Genomic DNA, 21,594 nt, shown 5'->3' on the forward strand with positions numbered 1-21,594 from the left:
CATGGCGGCGGCCGAGCCGTACTTGGCTGACCCCGCCGAGCTCGCCACGTTCCTGAAGATCCCGGCCGATGATCCCCGGCTGCTGGCCGCGCTGCGGGCCGCCACTCGGCGGTTCCGCGGCGCGGTCCGCCACCCGGTATCCCTCGTCACCGACGACACGGTGCACCTGGACGGGACAGGCCGGGCGCTCCTGCAGCTCCCGGCCGCGCCGATCGTCAGCCTCGGGGCGGTCGTGGTCGACGAGCAGCCGCTCGTTGGGGTGCGCGCCAAGCGCCGGTCCGGGGTGCTGCTGCACCCGGGCGGGTGCTGGCCGGACTGGGCAGAGATCACGGTCACATACGACCATGGGCACGCCACCGTGCCGGAGGAGGTCGCAGAGGCGGTCATCGACCAGGCTCGTGCGATCTACCGCCTGGACCCGGCAATCCAACAGATCACCACCGGCACCGAGTCCGTGTCCTTCGCGGCGACGGCCGCGGTGGGGATCACCTCGCAGTGGCAGGCCGCCGTGGAGGCGCACCGGCTGAACCGGGGGGACGACGCGTGACGATCGACAACCCGCTGCGGCGGGACACCGTCACCGTCATTGACCGGGTCTTGACCGGCGTGGACGAGCGGGGGCAGGACGTCTACGAGGACCAGGAGCGCGACGTGGACCGCTGCAACATGCAGCCCGTCTCGTCGACCGAGGCGACCGATGACCGGGTCCAGGTCGTCACCCGGTGGCGGCTCGCCGGACCATCGGACATGGGGCTCAGCAACATGTCCCGCGTCCGGTTCGGCGGGGTCCTGTACGAGGTCGACGGAGAGCCCGGAGTGTTCGGGAGTTTCGGAGGACTGATGGATCACACCGAGGCATTCCTGAAGCTGGTGACCGGATGAGCGGTATTCGTTTCGAGTTCGACCCCCGGTGTGTGCCCGAGGTCATGCAGTCGCAGAAGGTCCGGTCCGCGCTCAGGACCGAGGCGAACCGCATCGCGCCGGTGGCCCGGTCCATCGGCCGGGACGAGATCGGCGAGGAGTTCGCCGCGTCGATCAAGGTGGTGGAGGAGATCCGGCCCCGAGGCCGGCCGACCGCCGCAGTGGTAGCCGACCGCGCGGACGCCGCCGACCACGAGCACGGCACGTCGAACACTCCGCGGCGGCGGGTCTTGGGCCGCGCAGCCCACACTCGGATCGAGGTCACGTGATGTGGGCAGACCTTGAGCTCGCCATCATCACGGGCCTGCGCCCGCTCCTGCCCGGGGTGCGGGTCGCGGACGAACTACCTGACCAGCTGGAGAACCATCTCCCGCTCGTGTGGGTGCAGGTCGCGGGCGGCGCCGACGACCAGGTCACCGACGTGGGCACCGTCGACGTGCAGTCGTTCGGCGCGACCCGGGCGGCGACGTGGACCCTGGCCGAGCAGACCCGCACCGCAATGCAGGCCCTGACCGCCACGCACGTCCCTGGCCAGAAAGCCGTCATCGACGACGTGGCGACCGTTCAGCGCCCGGCCCTCATCCCCTACGGAAACCCGGCGCTGCGGCGCGCAGTGGCCACGTACACGGTCTCCACCCGCGAGCGCGCGGCCGCCTGACCCACCACACAGTCCCGGCCCCGCGGCATCTGCCCGGGGCCTTCGTCATGAAAGGGGGCCGGTATGCCGGCCGCTGACTTCACCACCATGGCGGATCTGCGCACATCGCTGATCCGCAAGGCACTCCGGTACGCGATCTTCGCGGCCGACACCACGGCCGACGCCGTCACCAACCCGTTCGACGCCGAGGGCATCCTGCAGGAGCTCCCCGAGGGGTACCTGCCCGTCGGGTACACCACGACCGACGGCGTCACCTTCTCCGGTGACCTGTCCACCTCGGATGTGGAATCGGGTCAGGCATCCTCGCCGACCCGCTCGGACGTGGAATCGGACACCGCTACCGCCCAGTGGGTGCCGCAGGAGACGAACGCCGCGTCGGTCGCCCTGTACGAAAACCTCCCGCTGTCCGGGGCCGGATCTCTGCCCACCCTCGGTACAGCGGCGTGGACGTGGTCCCGGCCCAAGACCCCGCCGACCCTCTACCGGCGTCTGATCTTCATTGCCGAGGACCTCAACAAGGCGACCGGCAGCCCCTTGTACATCGTCCGGCACTTCCCCAGCTCGCTGCGTACGGGCCGGGAGGACGAGCAGTGGACCCGCACGTCGGAGATCTCCCGGGGCGTCACCTACCAGGCGTACATCGACGACGCCGCCGGTACGGACTCCATCTCGTGGATCGACGGCCCCGGCTGGCGTGAGTACGCCGACCAGGACGCGGGCGGCGGCGCCGGATCGTAGCCCCACCCCCAACACCGGCACCGAGACGGCGGCCCAGGGTGAGCCCTGCCGTCTCGGTGCCACCACCCGGCTCACCCACCGGCCACCCAGAAGTGAGAGACGAGAACCATGAGCAAGCCCAACCGCAAGCGCTACCGCCTGTCCGAGGTCAAGGCCCAGATGGAAGAGGCGGTGGGCGGCAACGAGGTTGAGTTCGAGACCGACGCCGGCGACGTCCTGACCTTCCCCCACCCTCTGTTCACGGACGAGGAGTGGGACGCGAGGGTCGACGGCGCCGAGACCGCCCGGGACAAGGCCATCGCCATCCTCGGCGAGGACCAGTACGAGCTGTACTCGGCGGCCGGTCACGCGGACGGCGACATCGCCCTTCTGATGCTGGCCGTACAGCAGGACATGCAGGGGCAGATCAAGCGCCGCCCTACACGGTCCTAGACGTCCTCGGGCGCCACCCCGAGGCCGTTGAGGCCGACCTCAATCACCACTACGCCCCACGCCGCCCGATCCGGGAGTACTGGCGTGGGGAAACCACCCTGCGCGAACTGCGCGTGATGGTGGAAGGCCTGCCCCCTGACGGGGCGCTGGCCCGCCGCCTGGCCGGCCACCACTGGGAACACCGGGATTTCATGCTGGCCGACGTGGTCGACGCCCTGGGCCAGCTGGTGACCGACTTCCGCAACGTCAACCGTGCGGAGAAGACGCCGCCGACGCCGTACCCGGACCGGGCATGGCGGCCGGAGAAGCCCGCCGCGAAGCAGAAGCGGGAACGGCAGGCCAGGCACGAGGCCGAAGAGGCACGCGCCGGCTATCTGAGGATCGTCTCCCAGGTGACACCTGGGCACGCTGGGAAGAGGTGAGCCATGCCCCGCGCGGGTGCTGTCTGGGTCGACGTCCTGCCGAACATGTCTGGCTTCGGCCGGCAGCTGAACCAGCAGATCGGGGAGCCCGTCGCCCAGGCGTCCGCCCGCGCGGGCGCCCAGGGCGGCGAGGGCCTGATGACCAGCATGAAGACGAAGATGCTGGCGGGGGCTGCGGCGATAGGTATTGCCACCGGCGCCCTGGTAGCCAAGGGCCTTGAGCAGTCGATGGAGAAGCAGAAGGCCACCGGCAAGCTGAAAGCTCAGCTCGGGCTGTCCGCGCAGGACGCGAAGCGTGCGGGTGAGGCCGCGGGCAAGCTGTACGGCGACACCGTGACCGAGAGCGTGGACGACGCGGCGGCAGCGGTGCGCGCCACCATGGCCGCCGGCCTCGCACCGCCGAAGGCGACGACGAAGCAGCTGGCCGAGATCAGCACCAAGGTCCAGGACATGGCCACCCTCTTCGAGGTGGACCTCGGACAGGCCGCGAACGCCGCGGGCCAGGCGGTCAAGACGGGGCTGGCGAAGAACGGCACCGAGGCTCTGGACGTCATGTACCGCGGCTTCCAGGTCATGGGCCCGCGGGCCGACGACCTGGCCGACACGTTCAACGAGTACTCCACGATCTTCCGGTCGCTCGGCCTGGACATGAAGACCGTCACCGGCCTGTTCTCCCAGGGCATGAAGGCCGGCGCCCGCGACACGGACGTCGTCGCCGACGCCCTGAAAGAGTTCCAGATCCGCACGACGGACGGGTCCGCCGCGTCCGCCGAGGGCTTCAAGCTCCTCGGGATGAACGCCGAGAAGGCAACTGCCCTCTTCGCGAAGGGCGGCAAGGGCGCGTCCGAGGGACTGCAGACCATCCTCGACAAGCTCCGCAACATGAAAGACCCGGTCGACCGCAACGCCGCAGCGGTCGCCCTGTTCGGGACCAAGGCCGAGGACATGGGCCAGGCCCTGTTTAAGCTGGACCCGTCGAAGGCGGTCGACGACCTGGGCAAGGTCGGCGGCGCTGCGAAGCAGGCCGGAGACGACCTACGCGACAACGCCGGTGCGAAGTTCGAGCAGTTCAAACGCCGGGCGCTCATGGTCGTGGGCGACGCCGCCGCGAAGTACGTCCTGCCGAAGCTGATGGAGTTCGGCCGGTTCCTCAACTCCGATGTGCTGCCGAAGCTGCAGACGTTCGCCTCGTTCGTCGGCACCCGTGTTGTGCCCGTGATCAAGGACATCGGCTCGGCGTTCATGTCCGGCGCCCGGTGGGTGAAGGAGTACGGGCTGTGGTTCGCCCCGCTCGCCATCGCGATTGGCGGCGTGACCCTGGCCATGTCCGCGAACGCCATCGCGACCAGCCTCACGATGGGCATCCTCGGCGCGTACTCCCTGGCGGTCCGCGGGGTCGCTGCGGTGACCCGGGCGTGGGCGGCCGCGCAGGCCCTGTTCAACGGGATCATGGCCCTGAACCCCATCACTCTGATCATCATCGGTGTGGTGGCGCTCGGGGCGGCGCTCGTCGTCGCGTACAAGAAGAGCGAGACGTTCCGGAACATCGTTCAGGGCGCGTGGTCTGCGATCCAAGCCGGGTGGCAGGTTCTGTGGTCGTACCTGAAGCCGGGCATCGACGCGTTCATGGTCGGGCTGCGCGCTGTCGGTACGGCCGCGTCGTGGCTCTGGTCGACTGTCCTGTCACCCGTGTTCGGGTTCATCGGAGCAGCCGCCCGCATCCTGTTCACTGCCGTCGTCGTCATCGCACTACTGCCGATCATCGCCACGTTCAAGGTCGTTGCGGCCGTCGCCACCTGGCTGTGGTCGTCCGTGATCTCTCCGGTCTTCTCATGGATCGGCGCGAAAGCCGCCTGGCTGTGGACCAGCATGATCAAGCCCGCGTGGAACGGAATCATGAACGGGATCCGCGCTGTCGGTGCGGTCGCGTCTTGGCTCTGGACCTCCGTGTTCAAGCCCGTGCTGGGCTGGATCGGAGACAGAGCAGCGTGGCTCTGGTCACAGAAGATCAAGCCCGCGTTCGACCTCATCAAGATCGGCGTGGGCCTCGTCGGCGGGAAGATCTCGGAGCTCTGGACCAAGTACGCCAGGCCCGTGTTCCAGTGGGTCGGCGACAAGGCCGGGTGGCTCTGGGACAAGGCGCTGCGGCCGGCGTTCGACGCCGGGAAGAAGGGGGTGGCCGCCTTCGCTGGCGCCTTCGACAAGGCGAAAGACGCCATCAAGAAGGCGTGGGACAAGGTGGAGGGCATCGCGAAAAAGCCCGTCCGCTTCATTATCGAACACGTGTACAACTCCGGCATCGTGCCCGTCTGGAACAAGGTCGCCAAGGTGTTCGGGGCGCCGACCATCGAGAAGCAGTCCCTGAACGGGTTCGCGAAGGGCGGCGTCGGCATCCTGCCGGGCCAGTCGTCCTACCGTGCGGGTGATGATCAGCTGGTCCCGATGCGCCGTGGTGAGGGCGTCGCCGTGTCCGAGGCGATGCGCGACCCCTACGAGCGCTCCCGTCTCCTGGCCGTCAACGCGGCCGCGATGCGCGGGCAGTCGCTGCGCCCGTTCCAGGGTGAGGGGTTCGCGAAGGGCGGGATCTTCGGCTGGGTGAAGGGCGCCGCTTCCAAGGGTATCGACCTCGCGAAGTCCGGGGTGTCGTGGCTGAAGGACGGCGTCAAGGCGTCGGCCGAGGCCGGGCTGAACGCGGTGGTGAAACCGCTTCTGAACAAGATCAGCGGCTCGGCGTCGGTGTACCGCGACATGGTGACCGGCATCCCCAAGAAGATGATCAAGACGATCGTGGGGTACTCCGGCAAGGCTGACGCCGCGCTGGAAAAGGCCGGCATCGGCGGGAAGGGGTACAAGGGCGCCTTGTCCTGGGCGCGCACGCAGGCGGGCAAGGACTACCAGTGGGGCGGCAACGGCAATCCCTCCTGGGACTGCAGCGGGTTCGTGTCCGCGATCGAGTCCGTCATCCGCGGCGAGAAGCCCCACCGCCGGTGGGCCACCGGCGCTTTCTCCGGGGCGACAGCTCCGGGCGGGTGGACGCTCAACGCCCGCTCCCCGTACATGATCGGCATCACGAACGCGGGTGTCGGCCACACCGCGGGCACCATCAACGGGGTCAACGTGGAGAGCAGAGGCGGCGACGGGGTTGTCGTCGGGTCCCGGGCGCGCAGCTACATGGACCCGCTCTTCACCCACCGGTACGGCTTCACCGCCAAGGGCTACAAGGCGGGCGGCCGGCCCCGGAAGGGCGAGGTGGCGTGGGTCGGGGAGAACGGCCCCGAGCTGTACCAGTTCGACGGCCGCGGGCGTGTCATCGACAACGACACGTCGATGCAGCTTGCTGCGGCCGGGGTCGGCGCCTCGGCAGTACAGGGCATGACCCGGCCCCTGGCCCCGCAGGACCTCACCGCACCCCGCGGCCGCACCGTTGTGGCCGCACCGCGCGGGCAGGCCTCGGCGCAGTCCAGCAGCGACACGTACAACTTTTATCCGCGCACGCTGGACATGACGGTCACCGACCTCGATGTTCTGCAGCGCCGTCGGGACGCTCTGGCCCGGATGGGGAGGCAGAAGTAGATGCCGATCATCACAGCCCCGTATGTCGCCCCGCCTGCCCCTGGAGGGCCGGGCGGGGGGACACCGATCGCCCTGCCCGGCATCGGTGAAGCCACCGCCTCGTACACCGATCCGACCGGGACGGTATGGCCACTGTCCCAGCCGTCTGCCGGCTGGTTCACCCTCGGCGAGGGCGTGTCCGGGCTCGGAGCCGCCACCTACACCCACACCACGGACGCACAGCCACGGGGCGGCGCACGACTGCGGCACGCACAGCCACAGCCGCGCACCATCGTGTGGCCGCTGTACGTGTACGGGGAGAACCACCTGCAGTTCGTGGAGCGGTGGCGCCAGCTGGCCACCGCTTTCACCCGCACCCTGCGCCGAGGGCGGGATGGGAGGCGAACCCCCGGGGTGCTCACGATCTCCCGGCCGGACGGATCGAGCCGCAGCGTCAACGTGTTCTATCGCGAAGGCTTCGAGGGGCGGGGGACGCGTGGGAGTGGCCTGGTGTCCGACGGGGCGGCGCTCGCTCTGTGGTGCGAGGACCCGTATTGGACGGACTCGGCGGCCGTCACCGTGCACCGCGAGGCCGGCGAACTGTCCGACTTCCTCGACCCGTTCCCCACGGTGTCGTCCTCCCAGGTCCTGGGTGCGACGACGATCACCAACGCGGGGGACGCCGTGGTGTGGCCGACCTGGACGATCACCGGGCCCGCGAGCCTGATCACCTTCACCAACAACAGCACCGGCGAGAGCTTCTCGCTCGACCCGTCCGAGACCGGCCACGGCAACCTGAGTGCCGGCGAGCAGATCACGGTACGCACCGACCCGCCGCAGGTGCGGTTCGAGGACGGGGCGAACTGGGTGGCGGCGCTGAACTGGCCCGAGGCAGTCCTCTGGGGGCTGGAACCCGGAGAGAACGCGGTGACGTTCCAGCTCGACGGCTCCGGCCCCGGCTCGGCCGTGGATCTGGAGTTCCACCCCCGCTACGAGACAGCGTGAAAGGGGGCACAGACACGTGACGATCGAGCTATGGATCACCGACAGGAACCTTGCCGTCCAGGGCGACCCGCTCACCGGGTGGCGGGGTCTGAGCGCCGAACAGCGCTACCGGGAGCCCGGGGCAGGCACGGTGACGGTCACCGCCTACCCGGACGTCATGGCGCAGCTGCAGCCGGGCAACCGGCTCGTCGTGGTCCGTGACCAACAGATCTGGATGAGCGGCCCCCTGGAGGTCCCGCAGGACTACGAGTGGGACCTCGAAGGGAACGCCGATCCGGGCGAGGTCACCGTGAACTTCACCGACGACCTCGCCCGGATCGCGGGCTACCTCACCTACCCGGAGCCAGCGAAGACCTGGGCGACGCAGACCACAACGACGGACGTCGTCCGCAAGATCACAGCCACCGGAGAGACGATCATCCGGCAGCTGGTCGACGAGAACTGTGGGCCGTCCGCCATCCCGGCCCGGCAGATCCCCCATCTCGTCCTGGACACGCCCGCAGGGGTCGGAACCACCCGCACCCTCACCACCCGCATGGAACCGCTCCTGGACGCATGCCGCACCGTCGCCGTGCCTGACGAGATCGGATTCCGCACCCAGCAGGTCGGCACTCAGATCCGGTTCGGGGTGTACCAGCCCCGCGACCTCACGAGAACGGCCCGGTTCTCTGCCGGCATCGGGAACCTGCGCAAGGTCAGCTTCACGATGTCCGCGCCGCTGGGCACCTCGGAGCTCGTGATGGGCGGCGACGATCCGGCCCAGCAGGTCAGCGATGGCGAGCCCGCCAACCAGCGCGCGTATGTCGAGGTTGCCTCGGGCGCCGCGGCGGACTGGTACCGCGTGGAAAAGCTGGTCCAGTCGAGCGGCAAGACGGACGCCGACGGGGAGCTGACGCAAGACGGGGTCCTGGCCCTGGGCAACGACAACCCGCAGGCGTCCTTGACGACGGAGACGATCGACACCGTGGACCTGCAGGCAGGCCGGGACTACCAGCTCGGCGACCAAGTCGCCGTGGTGCTGCCCACAGGGCTGACCCTCCAGGACATCGTGCGCAGTATCCGCCTGTCCGCAGACGACGCCGACACGGGCGAGCAGGTAACCGCCGTCATAGGCAACGGCGACTCAACGACCAGCGCATCGCTGGTCGGCACGGTGCGCGACCTCGCGTACCGGCTCGGACAAATCGAAGCGAGGGGGTGACCCGTGGCACAGGACTCATGGCCCAGCCCGGACCACAACGGCAGAGCTGTCACCGACAGCGAATACGAGATGATGGCCGCCCGGTTCTCCGACGACGGGGTGTACGGCTCACCGACCGACCCCGCGGTCGTGACCGCCGGGGCAGGGCTGACCGTGACCATCCGCGCGAACGTGACCGCGAGCGTGCGCGGGCACGCTTGGACGTCAGGGACCAGCAACATCACCCTGACCATCGCAGCGAACAGCTCTGGGTCGTCGCGTACCGACCGCATCGTCCTGCGCCTGGACCGCTCCGACTGGACGGTCCGCGCGGCCGTCCGCCAGGGCACCGCAGGATCCCCGGCACCGGCGCTCGTCCGCGACCCGGGCGACACCGGCGTCTGGGAGGTACTCCTCGCCGGGGTGACTGTGCCGGCCGGGGCGACGTCGGTGACCGTGACCCGCGGGGAGCTGTACGTCGGTACGCGGGTGCGGCCGGCCCTGGCCTCTCACCTGAACCTCTACCCGGAGGTGGGCGAGATGGCTTGGACGACGGACACGCAGCGCCTGCGGGTGTGGGACGGCAGTAGCTGGCGTGACACGTACATGGACAGCGGGCAGATCAACGTGGACAGCGCCCTGTCGGCGTGGAGCATTCAGACTCAATCCGTACTGCAGGTGCGGGACGGGTCGGCTCATCTGCGCCTCGGCTCGTTCGTGCGCACGGCCGGCGCCCTGTCCGGTGATGTGCAGAGCCGTCTGCCGGTGCTGATCCCGGCCGCGTACCGGCACCCGACCCGAGACCAATACGTGATCATGTACATCAGCGGGCTGCAGATCGGCCGGGCCACACTCCACTCCGCGGCCACCGACGGACCCGGCCAGCTCTGGCTCACACAGAAACCCGACATCCCTACGGGCCGATCGATCCTCGGCTCGTCGATCTCATGGGCGGTGAGCTGACGTGCGGTACGACTTCGGGCGCGGCGTCGCAGACTTCGTCGTGGCCCCGGCCGACGGCATATGGATGGTGTCGGCGAACACCGAGGTCACGTTCTGGTCGGCTCAGGACGACGGCCAGCAGTACACCGACCTCCTGGACGCCGAGGCCAACCCCATCGCCTTCGTGACCAGCGATGAATACGGGCAGATCCCCGGGTTCTCCGGACCTGACGAGGTGTTCGGGATGTGGGCGGACGCGGGCGGCGGGCGGCGGGCCTGGCTGTACGCCCACTCCGGGGGCAAGGGCGCACCCGGTGACCCGGGGGCGCACTGGCACTTCGGGACGGGCGGCCCGGACGACGCAGAGATCACACCTGTCGACGGTGACCTGTTCGTCGACACCGAGAGCGGTGACCTGTACTCCTACAACGGGACAGCGTGGTCACTGCAGACGAACCTCACCGGGCCGGAAGGGCCGGCGGGGTCGGGTGATGTGGAGTCCGTCAACGGGCAGACCGGCGAGGTCGTACTGACCGCGGACGACGTGGGCGCGCTCGCGGCGACGGCGCGGGGTGCGACGAACGGTGTCGCGTCCCTTGACGGCACGGGGCAGGTCCCTGCCGAGCAACTCCCGGCCGCACCGGTCGCCCCGGGGGTCTGGCTCCCCTCCGACTACGGGCTGTCCGGTTGGGCCTATGACCTGCATGCCAGCAGCCGCACCCCGGGCGACGCGCCGAGCGAGGCGCAGCGCCTCTACCTGATCGGTGTCCCGCTCCGTCAGGCGAAGTCTGTGTCGCAGGTCGCGATCCACGTGATGGGCTACAACAAGTCGGCGACGACCTTGACGAACGCGTACTTCGGGATCTACGACTCGGAGTTCACACGGCTGTCGGCGACAACGAACCAGATGGCGCAGCTCCCCGAGGTCCATAACGTGGGCGGGCAGATCGCGCGGATCAACCTCACGTCGGCGGTGTCCCTGTCGGCTGGCTACTACTACGTGGCGATTCTGTTCCGGGGGACGTCCACGACGTCGGCTCCGTACCTGGCGGCCACGAACTGGACCGGCTCGGAAACCACCTCCGGTGCTGTCGGGGTGTCCACGTCCGGTGTTCACCGGTGGCTGCAGTCCACGTCCACGTCGTACACGAGCCTGCCCACCACCGGGACGCTCACGTCCGCGTCGTTCGCTGAGACGCAGACCTGCTACTGGGCCGCGATCGTCTGACCCTGACCACCACCCACCACCCACCACCGAGCCCCGAGCCGCAACGGCCGGGGCTCCTCGCATGTCTGGAGATACCGCATGGCCACACCACTTACCGCCGCGAAGTTCCTTGCCGCGCTGAAGGCCGAGGGCGTCCGCGTTGTCGAGGTCGGCAACTGGCGCACCCACAACCGTGCCGGCCACGGGGCGTGGGGCCCGGTGCACGGGGTGATGATCCACCACACCGTCACGAAGGGCACCGCGAACACCGTGAAGATCGTGCGCGACGGATACGCCGGCCTGCCCGGTCCGCTGTGTCACGGGATGATCGCGAAGGACGGGACGGTGCACCTCGTCGGCTACGGGCGGGCGAACCATGCCGGCCTTGGCGATGACGACGTGCTGGCCGCGGTCATCGCCGAACGGTCCCTGCCCGCGGACAACGAGGCGAACACCGACGGCAACGCCCGCTTCTACGGCTTCGAGTGCGAGAACCTCGGCGACGGGAAGGACCCGTGGCCCGACGTCCAGGTCGAGGCGATGGTCCGCGCGTCGGCCGCGCTGGTCCGTGCGCACGGCTGGGGCAAGGACGGCACCACCTCGGTCATCGGTCACCTCGAATGGCAGCCGGGGAAGATCGACCCGCGCGGCGTCAGCATGGGCGGCATCCGGCGCCGTGTCGCTGAGCGCCTGGAGCACGCCGCGTCGTGGTCCCGCGGCGGCACGACCGCCACGTACACCGTGGTCAAGGGCGACACCCTGTGGTCGATCGCCACGGCGAAGCTCGGCAACGGCTCCCGCTACACCGAGATCAAGACCCTCAACGGCCTGAAGACCGACACGCTCGCCGTCGGCCAGAAGCTCAAGCTTCCCAAGAAGTAAGGACACCGCCATGACTGACTTCCCCCTGCCCTCGACACAGACCGTGATCAAGGGCGCCGCGTCCTACGGGCGTGACCTCGTGGAACGCGTCCTCTCCACATTCCTCCAGGCCGCCATCGCGGGCATCGTCGTCACGCAGCCGCTGGACGGCAGCATGTGGTACGCCGCAGCGTCCGGTGGTGTGGGTGCCGCCCTCGCCCTGATCAAGGGCTTGGTCGCCCGGTGGCGTGACGTCACCAACAGCGCCTCCCTCGCCAAGGGGGTGTAGCCAGTGGCGACGCCACAACCGCCTGACTCCGGCGTCTACATCAGCAACGGGCAGACGTACCAGGAGGTGCGGGACCTGGCCAGAACGGTGGACCGCATCGAGCTCAAGCTCGACGAGGTTCTGAACGAGACCAAGGACATCCGCGGTGACGTCGCCGACCATGAGGCACGCCTCCGTTCGCTGGAGGCCACCGTGTGGCGGGCTGCTGGCGGCGCCGCTGCCATCGGCGCCGGCACCGGACTCCTCGCACAGTTCCTGATCCGCTGAAACGAACGCTCCCTGTCCGGCCCCTTCTCGGGGTTGGGCGGGGGCCTTTCGTCGTGTCCGGGTGCGCGAAGACCCCACCGCCATGGGGGGTGGGGTCTTCGGAGGTACCTCCGGAGCCGACCGGGGGTACCGTTCTGGTGTCGAGTCAGAACGGAGTTCAGTATGCATGCTCTGCCCCATGACCACACCGGCGCGCGCATCAAGCGCCTGCGCCTCGAGCGCCACCTCACCCAACGGGCCCTGTGCGACCTGGCCCAAGTCCCGTACTCCACCCTCACGAAGACCGAGCAAGGCACGTTGCCCGCGTCCCCGCGGCTCATTGCCGCCGTGGCCCGCGCGCTGCGTGTCGAGGTGGCCACCGTCACCGGCCAGCCGTACACCACGGAGCTCCGCGCGGATGAGCTGGACGTTCTGATCCAGCCGATCCGCGAGGCGCTCGATGTGTACGACCTCGGGCCGGACCCAGAGATCTCGCCCCGGCCGGGCCGCCTCCTCGATGACGACGCGCAGGGCCTCCTCGTCGCGGTCCGCGCCGGTGAGATCAAGCGCGTCGCCAGCCAGCTCCCGGGGCTGATCCTCGAGCAGACGACCGCGGCACACCTCGAGAACACGACGCAAGGGTGGTCGGTCCTCGCGTCGTACTACCGCACCGCGTACGACGTCACGTCGAAGCTCGGGCATCCGGACCTCGCCGCGATCGCCCTGGCCCGCATGGACTGGGCGGCGCAGCGCGCATCGTCCGCGGTGGTCGGGGCGATGAGCCGCTATATGCGAGGGCTCACGTACCTGCGGGCCGGGCAGTACCGAACTGGGCAGCGTCTGGTACACGTCGGCCTGTCCGCGCTGGAGCAGGCGGACGCCGGCCGAGAACGGGACGTCGTCACGGGGCAGCTGCATCTCGGGGCCGCGGTCGTGGCTGGGAGGGCGCAGGACCGCGGTCGTGCCGAGGGGCACCTCGCCGAAGCGGACCGGATCGCGGCCGCTACCGGGGACGCGTCGGATGTGCACTGGCTGTCGTTCGGTCCGACGAACGTAGCGGTCCACCGGGTCAGCGTCCTCGCTGAACTGGACGAGTATGGGCAGGCCGCACAGATCGGCCGGGCCGTGGCCATGCCGAAGACGTGGCCGGCCTCGAGGAAATCACACCACTTCGCAGAGCTTGCGCGGGCGCAGATGTGGAGCGGGCAGCTCGACGATGCGTTTGCCAATCTGCTGCGGGCGAGGAGGACCGCTCCGCAGCAGGCGCGCTATCACCAGACGGTTCGGGAGACGTACGCGGGGCTGGAGGCGGCGAAGCGCCAGTTGCCGGATTCGTTCCTCTCCTACGGCTCCTGGCTGGGCGCCTAACGTTGAGTCAATCCTTGGCCCCAACTACCACCAAGTGATGGTAGTTGGGGCCTTTACGTGGGTTCACCATGTGGTCACCAGTCAGTGACGACATGGAGTGTCGACCATGGCAATGACATTGAAGGTGTACGCGGTCGACCGCGACGGAAACAGACACGTCGTGCGGCCGGAGATCGAGGTCGCCCCTCTGGCCCACGTCGAGCCGGTCTCCGCGTGGGCCGCCTGTAAGTGCCCACGCTGCGCCTCCGCATCACCCATCCCGCCCGCACAGCCGCAGCCGTGAAGACCGCACCGTCTGCGCCGTCCAGAGAGACGCTCGCTCCTGCCTGCCGCATCGGCGAGCACAGCGAATGCTCCGGGCCGCGCGAGCTACGGCTACCGGGCGCGCCCGCGTGGGAGCGCCCCATCGAAGTGAGCCGCTGCGCCTGCCCCTGCCATCGCACCCGCGCTTGAGACCCGAAAGGCGACGCCCATGGAAGCGTTCGAAAACGCCCGGCTCGACGCGTACTTCGCCCGGATCAACACCCAATTCCGCCCCTCGGAGGTGGTCGCGTCCCTGCTCATCACCCACCTGTTACCGGAGCGCCCCAGTTTCGTGCGAGCAGTGGCAGCCGCCACCCAGCTGCGGGCCGTCCTCCCCAAGCCGAAGTCGATTGACGCGTCGGCCCAGCGCGCGGTGGAGAAGATCACCCAGTGCGCCGTTCTCTCCCGCGAACTGTTCACTGACCCGGACGCGGCGGTCGACTTCCTTGAGTCGCGCGCGGCCGGCGAGGAGCTCGTGCTCCTGGACGTTGGCGGGTACTTCGCGCCCAGCCTCGATGCGATCTGTGACCGTTTCTCCGGGCGCATCCTGGGCGTGGTCGAGGACACCGAGAACGGCCACCGCCGGTACGCCGGGATCGAGAAGCTCCCTTGCCCCGTCGTGTCCGTAGCCCGGTCGCCGCTGAAGGACCCCGAGGACTTCCTCGTCGGCCAGTCCGTCGTGTTCTCCACAGAGGCCCTCATGCGGGCGCGCGGTGACATCCTGCACGGCCGCCCCGCCCTCGTCATGGGGTTCGGCAAGCTCGGATCGAGCATCGCCCGCCTGCTGCACGCCAAGGGTGTCCAGGTCACTGTGTACGACATCGACCCTGTGCGGCGCACACAGGCGCTCTCACAGGGTTTCACGGTGGCACGGGACCGGGACGCAGCACTGCAAGGCGCCGGTCTGGTCCTGTGCGCCACCGGCTCGGTCTCCCTGCGCAGCGAGGACTTCTCCGCACTCCGTAACGGCGCCTACGTCGCCACAGTTACGTCGTCGGAAGACGAGCTCGACCTGGACGGCCTGCCCGACGTCTATACCCGCACACCGTCCGGCGACCACGTGACCCGCTACCAGACCACCGGCCACTACTTCTACCTGCTGAACGGGGGCAACGCCGTCAACTTCCTGCACGGCGCCAGCGTCGGCCCGTTCATCTTCCTCATCCAGGCGGAGATCCTGGCGAGCATCCGCATGCTCGCGCACGGCGCGCTGGGAGACGGTATGCACGAGGTGGCTCCCACCGACCGGGCCACCATCGCGTCCACCTGGCTGAGCTACTTCAACCGCTAAGGAGCCCCCATGCCCATCACTGCCCACCACATCCGCGAGACGCTCGATGCGTACCTCGTCCAGCACCCCGAGGACGCCGAGCCGCTCTCCTCGCTGCTCCAAGTCCTCGACAGGGCGGGCGACGGAATCACTTCGCGCAAGGAGTTCCGCGGCCACGTCACCGCCGGCGCCGTGCTCCACCGCCCCGACGGTCGGGTCCTGACCATCGAGCACCGTGCGCTCTCGAAGTGGCTACTGCCCGGCGGCCACGTAGAGCCCCAGGACGAGACGCTCGTCGGGGCGGCGCTGCGTGAGCTAACGGAGGAGACCGGCATCACCGCCGACCAGGTGACGCTGAGCATGGATCTCCCGCTGCACATCGACGCGCACATTATCCCGGCGAACCCCGCGAAGCAGGAGGAGGAACACCTCCACTTTGACTTCCGCTTCATGTTCCACACCACGGCGGATGACTTCGTTCTCCAGGAGGAAGAGGTCACTGCGGCGTCCTGGCAGTTCGCCGACATGCTCGTCACCGAGCCTCTGCGCAGCCGAGTGCTGACCGCCATGGTGTAGCCATCGACCGCCCCCGGCCGCCTGTCCCCCTCAGGCGGCCGGGGGCTCCGTTCGGTCCCGTACAAGTTCAGCCAGCGGGACCTCGAGCGCCCGGGCGATCTGGAGCAGATCGGTCAGCCGAGGGTTGTTGGCGGCGCGCTCAATGCGTTGGACAGTGTCTCGAGAAACGCCGGCGCGTTCCGCGAGTTCCTCCTGAGTGAAGTTTTGCCGCATGCGCCTCTCCCGTATCTGGACGCCGAGGCGTCGACGCTCGTTGAGGAGCCAGGGCGGATGATCTTGGCGCGGCACTCGACAAACGCTGTGGCCTGCCTAGGCTGAAGTCAGCAGCTACCTAGCTGCATTTTTGGATCTTGTGCTGCGCGCTGCGACCCAGCAAGATCAGAGATGGGGGGGGGCAGGTGCTACGGCAGATCCCGGTCCAGGCTGGTCGCCCACCACGCCATCACCTGATAGAGCGTCCGCATGGTCAGCGCCCGACGGAGCGCGGACAGTTCCCCGGTCACGGTGCGCTCGCTGATCTCCAGACGCTTCGCGGCCTGCTGCTTGGTGTATCCCGCCTCGAGCTCCACCAAGATCTGCCGCTGGCGGCCGGTCGTCACGACGTTCGCGTCCAGCCCGGGGCCGCTCCAGCGGGTTGCCCGGTCCCACAGGGTTCCGAACACGGTCTCCGCCCAGGCGACACAGCCGCGGTCGGTGACATGCCAGCCCGCATCGTTGTCGGCCCCGGTGATGATGTGGTTCTCCACGAACAGATGACGGCTGTCCACGATCATCATGCGGGGGAACCTGCCGGACAGAGTGCGCACCTCTGCTCCGGCAGAGATGATCTCCCCTACGTACGCGGCGGTCTGGCTGTGGCTTACGGCTGCGCTGGTGTAGAGGCTCCGCACTTCGGCGCCCGCGCTGAGCGTTTCGATGATGCGCTGCGCCCCGAGGGCGACGACGCGGGGGTCACGGTCTGCCGGTGCTCCCGGCTGTGCGGTGAGTACGGACGTGGAGGCGGCGGCCGACACGTCCCCGATGCGCCCGTTCATCGAGTCCCGAGTCGCCAGGAACTCAGAGGCCGGCCCTCCGTACATCCGATGCGGGTCGTAGTCGACTGCCAGTGCGGCAAGGGTGGGGATCTCGTGCATGCGTGCCACCAGCTCGCGGAACTCTGCGAGGGCGTCCCCCATGAGGCTCTGAGCGGCGGCGCGAGGGTCGTGCGCGACCCATGCCCCGTCGTGCGGTCGGCGCTCCACCAGCCCGAGCGCTGCGAGCCTGTCAGTGGCCAGGGAGGACTCGGGGTGCTCGCCGGCTGCGATGGACTGGTAGGCGGCGATCTCGGTCGGCCGCAAAGTTTTACTCAACATCCGTACAACCCCCCATGTGTTACTGATGCCACTTCGCGCAGGTGCCGATTCTGGCACGACAGGTCCCTTGGTTCACCTGTCAATCACATGTAACCATGACCTCACTGCAAGTGACTCGGACAGTTGTTCGAGGCATATCCGCATGGAGGATCCCGATGAGAATCCGCATCCTGGCTGTCGGCGCCGCACTGGCTGCCGTGCTTGCCATCCCCGCCATCCCCGCCATCGCCGACGAGGGCAGCGCCACCTCGACGCGCACCGTCACCGAGGAGCTCGAGCCGGGCGCAGCCGGGCCCGGTGCCGCTCCGTCTCCTACTTCTGCCGCACTGCCCAGCGATCTCGGCTGGGGGTAGCACGCGGGCAGGGCCCGCCGGCCGAGACTGAGCGGCCGGGGCAGGTCTGGCAGACGTCACCGTCCACCAGGCCGTAGTACAGAACCAAGAACGGGGAGAGGCAGCAACATGATCACGGTGGCACTCGGAGTTCTCATCGTCGTGGGAATCGTCGCGATTCTCCTGCTCGGCCGGGGCGTGCGGCGTCAGATCGAGTCGCTACGAGCAGAGATCGCGGCCGCCCGAATAGCGGGCGCCCTCGACAGGGACAGCCCGGTACCGTGACTGCTCCCAGCCCTCTTGTGGAGGGGCCGCCCCAGCGGGTCGGCCCCTCACGTTTTCTCACACTCGTCTCACAGACTGCGCGAGAGCGGTGGGAATCAGGCCGCTCCGCATGGCCTTAGAGCCTCACTCCTGGACTGTATGGACACCATGGACGGCCGTCATACAACTACGGATCAGAAGGTTGCAGGTTCGAATCCTGCCGAGTGCACAGCAGGCCAGAGGCCCCCAGGAGAAGTCCTGGGGGCCTCTCGCGTATGTCGGTGTGCGGGGCCCGAGTTGGGGCCCGGGGCCGGGTGCGTGCCGGTGCTGCGGGCCTCGGGCGCGAGGTGTGTCAGGCCGACTCCGGGACGGGGGAGGCTTGCTGGGGCTGGGTTCGTACGACGGGGCGGCGCCTGGTCGGGAGGCCCAGTGTCGGGTTGGCGACGCCCCAGGCCGCGCCCTTGCAGACCACTTCCTTGTAGAACGCGGCGAACCGGCCTGTCAGAGCTCGTTCGACGGCGCGGTCGTCGGCGGTGACGTACTGGATCAGGCCTTCCTTGCGGCCCAGGGAGATGCACTGGTTGAAGTAGCGCAGCGGTGTGTTCGGCGGTTTCCCGCCGGTCAGGGCCGCCGCGATGGCGTCTGCGGCCTGCCATGCGGTGGGGATGCCCGAGGCGCACGACATCCGCAGCGGCTTGTCGCCTGGGCCCATCACCATGGCCGCGTCGCCGATGGCGTACACGTCCGGGTGCGAGACCGAGCGCATGGCCCCGTCGACCACGATCTGACCCGTGCCGTTGACCTCCAGGGCGGTGGCATCCGCGATCGGGTGGACCGCGAAGCCGGTGGTCCAGACGGTGGCGGCGGACGGGACGGCCGTGCCGTCGGCGGTGGTGACGTGGTCGGCCTCCACGCCTGTGACGTCGGTGTGTTCGTGGACGGTGATGCCGAGCTTGCCGAAGACCTTGCGCAGGTGGTTGCGGCCCTTGGGCGAGAGCGTCTCGCCGAGCCCGCCGCGTACGGCGAGGGCGACGTCGAGGTCCGGGCGGGTCTCGGCGATCTCGGTCGCGGCCTCCAGACCGGTGAGGCCGCCGCCGATGACGACCACGGGCTGTCCGGCTTCCAGGCCCGCCAGGCGCTCGCGGAGCCGGAGTGCTCCGGGGCGGCCGGCGATCTCGTGGGCGTGCTCGGCGGTTCCGGGGACGCCCTGGCTGTTCCAGCCGCTGCCGAGGGCGTAGACGAGGCTGTCGTACTCCAGCTCGTCGGCGCCGTTCGCGTCGATGACGGCGACAGTCCTTCGGTCGACGTCGACCGAGGTGACCTTCGCGAGCCTGAGGTCGACGCCCGTGCCCGCGAACATCTTGTCGAAGGGCCGGGGCCTGAGCTCCTGGCCGACCGCCAGCTGGTGCATCCTCACCCGCTCGACGAAGTCGGGCTCGGCGGTGACGAGGGTGATGGTGACATCCTCGCGGCGCAGCCTCTTGGCGAGGCGGCCGGCGGCGATGGCTCCGGAGTATCCGGCTCCGAGAACGATGATGCGATGCTTCATTTCCTGGCTCCTGTCTCGCGCGGCTTCGTCCCTTGAACCGGGCAGCCCGTCGTTTCCTGACAGGGATGTGGTGTGAAGCAGGTCACATCGCAGCTGGAGGTGCGGTCAGAAGGCGTTGAACAGGGGTTCTCCGTGGTCGGAGGCCTCCCACCGCCGGGTCGCGCGTTCGAGCTTGTCGGGGTTGGCCTGGTTGAGGACCGCGGTGATGCCCTCGGCCGTGATGTCCAGGCACATGACACCGATGACCCGGCCGTCGAGTACCACCAGGACGGCGGGGGCGTGGTTGGCGCTCGAGATGTACACCTCGGGGGAGCCGCCGACGATGAGCCGCTTGGCCTTGCCGGGCTTGAAGAGGCCCCGCATGAACTTCGCGACCGCGACGGCGCCCTCGAACGCCTTGGTGCGGGCCGGGACCTTCCCGCCGCCGTCGCCGATCGAGACGGCGTCGTCGGTGAGCAGGCGTACGAGCGGCTCGGTGCGGCCGCTGGTGGCGGCCGCGAGGAACTCCTCGACGATCCGCCGGGCCGCGGCCTCGTCGATCTCCGTGCGGGACCTGCCGTCCGCCATGTGCTTCTTGGCGCGGTGGAAGATCTGCTGGCAGCCCGCCTCGGTGATGTCGAGGATCTTCGCGATCTTCCGGTGCGGGTAGTCGAAGGCCTCCCGCAGCACGTACACCACGCGCTCGTCGGGGGAGAGGCGCTCCATCAGGCGGAGCATGGCGTACGACACGGATTCGCGCTGCTCGACGGTGTCGGCGGGGCCGAGCATCGGGTCCCCGGCGAGCAGCGGCTCCGGCAGCCACTGGCCCACATACGTCTCGCGCCGGGCGCGGGCCGAGGTGAGCTGGTTGAGGCAGAGGTTGGTGAGGACCTTCGTCAGCCACGCCTCCGGGACCTCGATACGGTCCGTCTCGGCTGCCTGCCAGCGCAGGAACGTGTCCTGTACGGCGTCCTCGGCATCGCTCGCGGAGCCGAGGAGGCGGTAGGCGATGGCCTTCAGGCGGGGCATGAAGGTCTCGAACCGGTCCATGTCGTTCGCGGTCGGAGCCATGGCCCGGATCCTAGCGCCGGGGCGGCAGCCGTTCGCCCCGGCGTCTGAGCGAGAGTGGTGTCTTCGACTTCCGAGTTCCGGCACGGGCATCGGCAAGGGCACGGGCAAGGGGTGGCATGGGCGGCTGGCGGTGCACCGGGCTTCGCTGGCCCCACGACGGGCCCGTGCTCGGCTGGGTGCGGAGCGACGGGGCCGGGCAGGGGCGGGCCAGTGTCCTGGCGTACGGGAAGGAGCTCGGGTTCCGGGCCGAGGGGGCGCGGCACTGCGTGGGGGCGCGTGGCACCCCGTGCCCGGTCGCGGCCGTGGTGCCCGTACGGAGCACGGGGGCGCGGTGCCCGGAGTGCGCACGCCTTGACCGGGCGCATTCGGTGGCCGCCGACACGATCGCCGACGACCCGCGTACGTACCGGGTCTATCTGGCCTGGTTCGGTCCTGGCATGGTCAAGGTCGGGATCACCGGGGAGGCGCGGGACGCGGCGCGGCTGCGTGAGCAGGGGGCCGTGGTGTTCAGCTGGCTGGGGCGCGGCCCGCTGATGGCCGCGCGGCGCACGGAGGAGCTGCTGCGCTCGGCGCTCGGGGTGCCCGACCGGATCCCGTACGCGCGCAAGCGCGCGGCGCGGGGCGAGCTGCCGGGGGCGGCGGAACGGGCCGCCGAGATCGAGGAGCTGTACCGGCGGGCCGCCGCCCTGGAGGGTGCCGGCTGGCCGGAGGCGCTGGAGCGGCTGCCGTTCGACGCGATCGACCACGCCGGGGTGTTCGGCCTCGACGGTGCCGGGCCGGCGGCACGGGTGGTGACCGGCCTGGTGGACGGCGGTGTGGTCGCCGGGCGGCTGGTGGCGGCGGCCGGGCCCGATCTGCATCTGGAGGCCGGTGACGCGGGGATCGTGGTGCTGGACACCCGGCTCCTCCCCGGATGGGACCTGGTGGCCGCCGACGCGCGGGCGGGAGTCGGTGTGCCGGTCGTGGCCCTGGGGGCCGGTGGAGTGCAGGACGGGCTGTTCTGAGATCGTCGCCGGAGAGCGTTCCCGGTGCCGCATGAGACGTGCGAGGCGTGCAAGGCGTACGAGGCCTACGCGG

Annotated in this window: 26 protein-coding genes; 22 read left to right on the top strand and 4 right to left on the bottom strand. The window is 69.4% G+C overall.

The window, feature by feature from the left end; all coding sequences use genetic code 11:
- Window position 1 precedes the first annotated feature (1 nt).
- From AB0C75_RS03400 to AB0C75_RS03490, 19 genes are all read left to right on the top strand, one after another.
- Entirely contained in the window at window positions 2-547 is a 546-nt protein-coding gene (locus tag AB0C75_RS03400) for a mobile element protein (protein ID WP_362886606.1), read from the top strand.
- Entirely contained in the window at window positions 544-882 is a 339-nt protein-coding gene (locus AB0C75_RS03405) for a hypothetical protein (protein ID WP_362886608.1), read from the top strand. The genes AB0C75_RS03400 and AB0C75_RS03405 overlap by 4 nt, the downstream gene beginning before the upstream one ends.
- On the top strand, window positions 879-1,190 hold the full coding sequence (locus tag AB0C75_RS03410) for a hypothetical protein (RefSeq protein ID WP_362886610.1): 312 nt from the start codon (window positions 879-881) through the stop codon (window positions 1,188-1,190). The genes AB0C75_RS03405 and AB0C75_RS03410 overlap by 4 nt, the downstream gene beginning before the upstream one ends.
- A complete protein-coding gene (locus AB0C75_RS03415; RefSeq protein WP_362886612.1) occupies window positions 1,190-1,579 on the top strand; it encodes a hypothetical protein in 390 nt (129 codons plus the stop codon). The genes AB0C75_RS03410 and AB0C75_RS03415 overlap by 1 nt, the downstream gene beginning before the upstream one ends.
- Before the next feature lie 63 nt (window positions 1,580-1,642).
- Window positions 1,643-2,317: a phage tail protein gene (locus tag AB0C75_RS03420; protein ID WP_362886614.1), complete on the top strand. Its 675-nt coding sequence runs from the start codon at window positions 1,643-1,645 to the stop codon at window positions 2,315-2,317.
- A gap of 108 nt (window positions 2,318-2,425) precedes the next feature.
- A complete protein-coding gene (locus tag AB0C75_RS03425; protein ID WP_362886615.1) occupies window positions 2,426-2,749 on the top strand; it encodes a hypothetical protein in 324 nt (107 codons plus the stop codon).
- Between the two features lie 116 nt (window positions 2,750-2,865).
- Window positions 2,866-3,171 (top strand): hypothetical protein, encoded by a 306-nt coding sequence (locus AB0C75_RS03430; protein ID WP_362886617.1) that lies wholly within the window; start codon window positions 2,866-2,868, stop codon window positions 3,169-3,171.
- Window positions 3,172-3,174: 3 nt separating this feature from the next.
- Window positions 3,175-6,744, top strand: a complete 3,570-nt coding sequence (locus AB0C75_RS03435) for a phage tail tape measure protein (RefSeq protein WP_362886619.1) — start codon at window positions 3,175-3,177, stop codon at window positions 6,742-6,744.
- A complete protein-coding gene (locus AB0C75_RS03440; RefSeq protein WP_362886621.1) occupies window positions 6,745-7,728 on the top strand; it encodes a phage tail protein in 984 nt (327 codons plus the stop codon).
- Between the two features lie 16 nt (window positions 7,729-7,744).
- Window positions 7,745-8,929 (top strand): hypothetical protein, encoded by a 1,185-nt coding sequence (locus AB0C75_RS03445; RefSeq protein ID WP_362886623.1) that lies wholly within the window; start codon window positions 7,745-7,747, stop codon window positions 8,927-8,929.
- Window positions 8,930-8,932: 3 nt separating this feature from the next.
- Window positions 8,933-9,871 carry a hypothetical protein gene (locus tag AB0C75_RS03450; protein ID WP_362886624.1) on the top strand — a complete coding sequence of 313 codons (939 nt, stop codon included), beginning with the start codon at window positions 8,933-8,935 and terminating at the stop codon, window positions 9,869-9,871.
- Between the two features lies 1 nt (window position 9,872).
- A complete protein-coding gene (locus tag AB0C75_RS03455) occupies window positions 9,873-11,078 on the top strand; it encodes a hypothetical protein (protein ID WP_362886626.1) in 1,206 nt (401 codons plus the stop codon).
- 78 nt (window positions 11,079-11,156) lie between these two features.
- Window positions 11,157-11,939: an N-acetylmuramoyl-L-alanine amidase gene (locus AB0C75_RS03460; protein WP_362886627.1), complete on the top strand. Its 783-nt coding sequence runs from the start codon at window positions 11,157-11,159 to the stop codon at window positions 11,937-11,939.
- A 10-nt stretch (window positions 11,940-11,949) separates the two neighbouring features.
- On the top strand, window positions 11,950-12,207 hold the full coding sequence (locus AB0C75_RS03465; protein ID WP_362886628.1) for a hypothetical protein: 258 nt from the start codon (window positions 11,950-11,952) through the stop codon (window positions 12,205-12,207).
- 3 nt (window positions 12,208-12,210) lie between these two features.
- Window positions 12,211-12,474 (top strand): hypothetical protein, encoded by a 264-nt coding sequence (locus tag AB0C75_RS03470; protein WP_362886629.1) that lies wholly within the window; start codon window positions 12,211-12,213, stop codon window positions 12,472-12,474.
- Between the two features lie 162 nt (window positions 12,475-12,636).
- On the top strand, window positions 12,637-13,821 hold the full coding sequence (locus tag AB0C75_RS03475) for a helix-turn-helix transcriptional regulator (RefSeq protein ID WP_362886630.1): 1,185 nt from the start codon (window positions 12,637-12,639) through the stop codon (window positions 13,819-13,821).
- A 106-nt stretch (window positions 13,822-13,927) separates the two neighbouring features.
- Complete coding sequence (locus tag AB0C75_RS03480) at window positions 13,928-14,104, top strand: hypothetical protein (protein WP_362886631.1); 177 nt, start codon at window positions 13,928-13,930, stop codon at window positions 14,102-14,104.
- A 189-nt stretch (window positions 14,105-14,293) separates the two neighbouring features.
- The gene (locus AB0C75_RS03485) at window positions 14,294-15,415 is read left to right on the top strand and encodes an adenosylhomocysteinase (protein ID WP_362886632.1); all 1,122 of its coding nucleotides are present in this window, start codon (window positions 14,294-14,296) and stop codon (window positions 15,413-15,415) included.
- Window positions 15,416-15,424: 9 nt separating this feature from the next.
- Window positions 15,425-15,970, top strand: a complete 546-nt coding sequence (locus tag AB0C75_RS03490) for an NUDIX domain-containing protein (RefSeq protein WP_362886633.1) — start codon at window positions 15,425-15,427, stop codon at window positions 15,968-15,970.
- Window positions 15,971-16,000: 30 nt separating this feature from the next.
- Here the strand turns inward: AB0C75_RS03490 and AB0C75_RS03495 are convergent, their stop codons facing one another.
- Together AB0C75_RS03495 and AB0C75_RS03500 are read right to left on the bottom strand one after the other, a co-directional pair.
- On the bottom strand, window positions 16,001-16,258 hold the full coding sequence (locus AB0C75_RS03495; protein ID WP_362886634.1) for a helix-turn-helix transcriptional regulator: 258 nt from the start codon (window positions 16,256-16,258) through the stop codon (window positions 16,001-16,003).
- A gap of 113 nt (window positions 16,259-16,371) precedes the next feature.
- Window positions 16,372-17,307 (bottom strand): LuxR C-terminal-related transcriptional regulator, encoded by a 936-nt coding sequence (locus AB0C75_RS03500; RefSeq protein ID WP_362886636.1) that lies wholly within the window; start codon window positions 17,305-17,307, stop codon window positions 16,372-16,374.
- A 170-nt stretch (window positions 17,308-17,477) separates the two neighbouring features.
- On the opposite strand from AB0C75_RS03500, the gene AB0C75_RS03505 reads away from it, so the two are divergent.
- A complete protein-coding gene (locus AB0C75_RS03505; protein WP_362886637.1) occupies window positions 17,478-17,675 on the top strand; it encodes a hypothetical protein in 198 nt (65 codons plus the stop codon).
- A gap of 108 nt (window positions 17,676-17,783) precedes the next feature.
- Complete coding sequence (locus AB0C75_RS03510) at window positions 17,784-17,939, top strand: hypothetical protein (RefSeq protein WP_362886639.1); 156 nt, start codon at window positions 17,784-17,786, stop codon at window positions 17,937-17,939.
- Between the two features lie 331 nt (window positions 17,940-18,270).
- Here AB0C75_RS03510 and AB0C75_RS03515 read toward each other — a convergent pair whose 3' ends face one another.
- Complete coding sequence (locus AB0C75_RS03515) at window positions 18,271-19,467, bottom strand: FAD-dependent oxidoreductase (RefSeq protein ID WP_362886641.1); 1,197 nt, start codon at window positions 19,465-19,467, stop codon at window positions 18,271-18,273.
- A gap of 105 nt (window positions 19,468-19,572) precedes the next feature.
- The gene (locus AB0C75_RS03520; protein WP_362886643.1) at window positions 19,573-20,517 is read right to left on the bottom strand and encodes an RNA polymerase sigma-70 factor; all 945 of its coding nucleotides are present in this window, start codon (window positions 20,515-20,517) and stop codon (window positions 19,573-19,575) included.
- Window positions 20,518-20,633: 116 nt separating this feature from the next.
- Here AB0C75_RS03520 and AB0C75_RS03525 point away from each other — a divergent pair, with 116 nt between their 5' ends.
- A complete protein-coding gene (locus AB0C75_RS03525) occupies window positions 20,634-21,521 on the top strand; it encodes a DUF2797 domain-containing protein (RefSeq protein ID WP_362886645.1) in 888 nt (295 codons plus the stop codon).
- Window positions 21,522-21,594: the final 73 nt, after the last annotated feature.

Source organism: Streptomyces sp. NPDC048565 (genome assembly GCF_040650935.1).
GTDB lineage: Bacteria > Actinomycetota > Actinomycetes > Streptomycetales > Streptomycetaceae > Streptomyces.

Coding starts and splice junctions, on each gene's coding strand:
- AB0C75_RS03400 (WP_362886606.1), top strand. CDS start 2: ATGGCGGCGGCCGAGCCGTACTTGGCTGACCCCGCCGAGCTCGCCACG.
- AB0C75_RS03410 (WP_362886610.1), top strand. CDS start 879: ATGAGCGGTATTCGTTTCGAGTTCGACCCCCGGTGTGTGCCCGAGGTC.
- AB0C75_RS03415 (WP_362886612.1), top strand. CDS start 1,190: ATGTGGGCAGACCTTGAGCTCGCCATCATCACGGGCCTGCGCCCGCTC.
- AB0C75_RS03420 (WP_362886614.1), top strand. CDS start 1,643: ATGCCGGCCGCTGACTTCACCACCATGGCGGATCTGCGCACATCGCTG.
- AB0C75_RS03425 (WP_362886615.1), top strand. CDS start 2,426: ATGAGCAAGCCCAACCGCAAGCGCTACCGCCTGTCCGAGGTCAAGGCC.
- AB0C75_RS03430 (WP_362886617.1), top strand. CDS start 2,866: ATGGTGGAAGGCCTGCCCCCTGACGGGGCGCTGGCCCGCCGCCTGGCC.
- AB0C75_RS03435 (WP_362886619.1), top strand. CDS start 3,175: ATGCCCCGCGCGGGTGCTGTCTGGGTCGACGTCCTGCCGAACATGTCT.
- AB0C75_RS03440 (WP_362886621.1), top strand. CDS start 6,745: ATGCCGATCATCACAGCCCCGTATGTCGCCCCGCCTGCCCCTGGAGGG.
- AB0C75_RS03460 (WP_362886627.1), top strand. CDS start 11,157: ATGGCCACACCACTTACCGCCGCGAAGTTCCTTGCCGCGCTGAAGGCC.
- AB0C75_RS03465 (WP_362886628.1), top strand. CDS start 11,950: ATGACTGACTTCCCCCTGCCCTCGACACAGACCGTGATCAAGGGCGCC.
- AB0C75_RS03475 (WP_362886630.1), top strand. CDS start 12,637: ATGCATGCTCTGCCCCATGACCACACCGGCGCGCGCATCAAGCGCCTG.
- AB0C75_RS03480 (WP_362886631.1), top strand. CDS start 13,928: ATGGCAATGACATTGAAGGTGTACGCGGTCGACCGCGACGGAAACAGA.
- AB0C75_RS03485 (WP_362886632.1), top strand. CDS start 14,294: ATGGAAGCGTTCGAAAACGCCCGGCTCGACGCGTACTTCGCCCGGATC.
- AB0C75_RS03490 (WP_362886633.1), top strand. CDS start 15,425: ATGCCCATCACTGCCCACCACATCCGCGAGACGCTCGATGCGTACCTC.
- AB0C75_RS03505 (WP_362886637.1), top strand. CDS start 17,478: ATGAGAATCCGCATCCTGGCTGTCGGCGCCGCACTGGCTGCCGTGCTT.
- AB0C75_RS03510 (WP_362886639.1), top strand. CDS start 17,784: ATGATCACGGTGGCACTCGGAGTTCTCATCGTCGTGGGAATCGTCGCG.
- AB0C75_RS03515 (WP_362886641.1), bottom strand. CDS start 19,467: ATGAAGCATCGCATCATCGTTCTCGGAGCCGGATACTCCGGAGCCATC.
- AB0C75_RS03520 (WP_362886643.1), bottom strand. CDS start 20,517: ATGGCTCCGACCGCGAACGACATGGACCGGTTCGAGACCTTCATGCCC.
- AB0C75_RS03525 (WP_362886645.1), top strand. CDS start 20,634: ATGGGCGGCTGGCGGTGCACCGGGCTTCGCTGGCCCCACGACGGGCCC.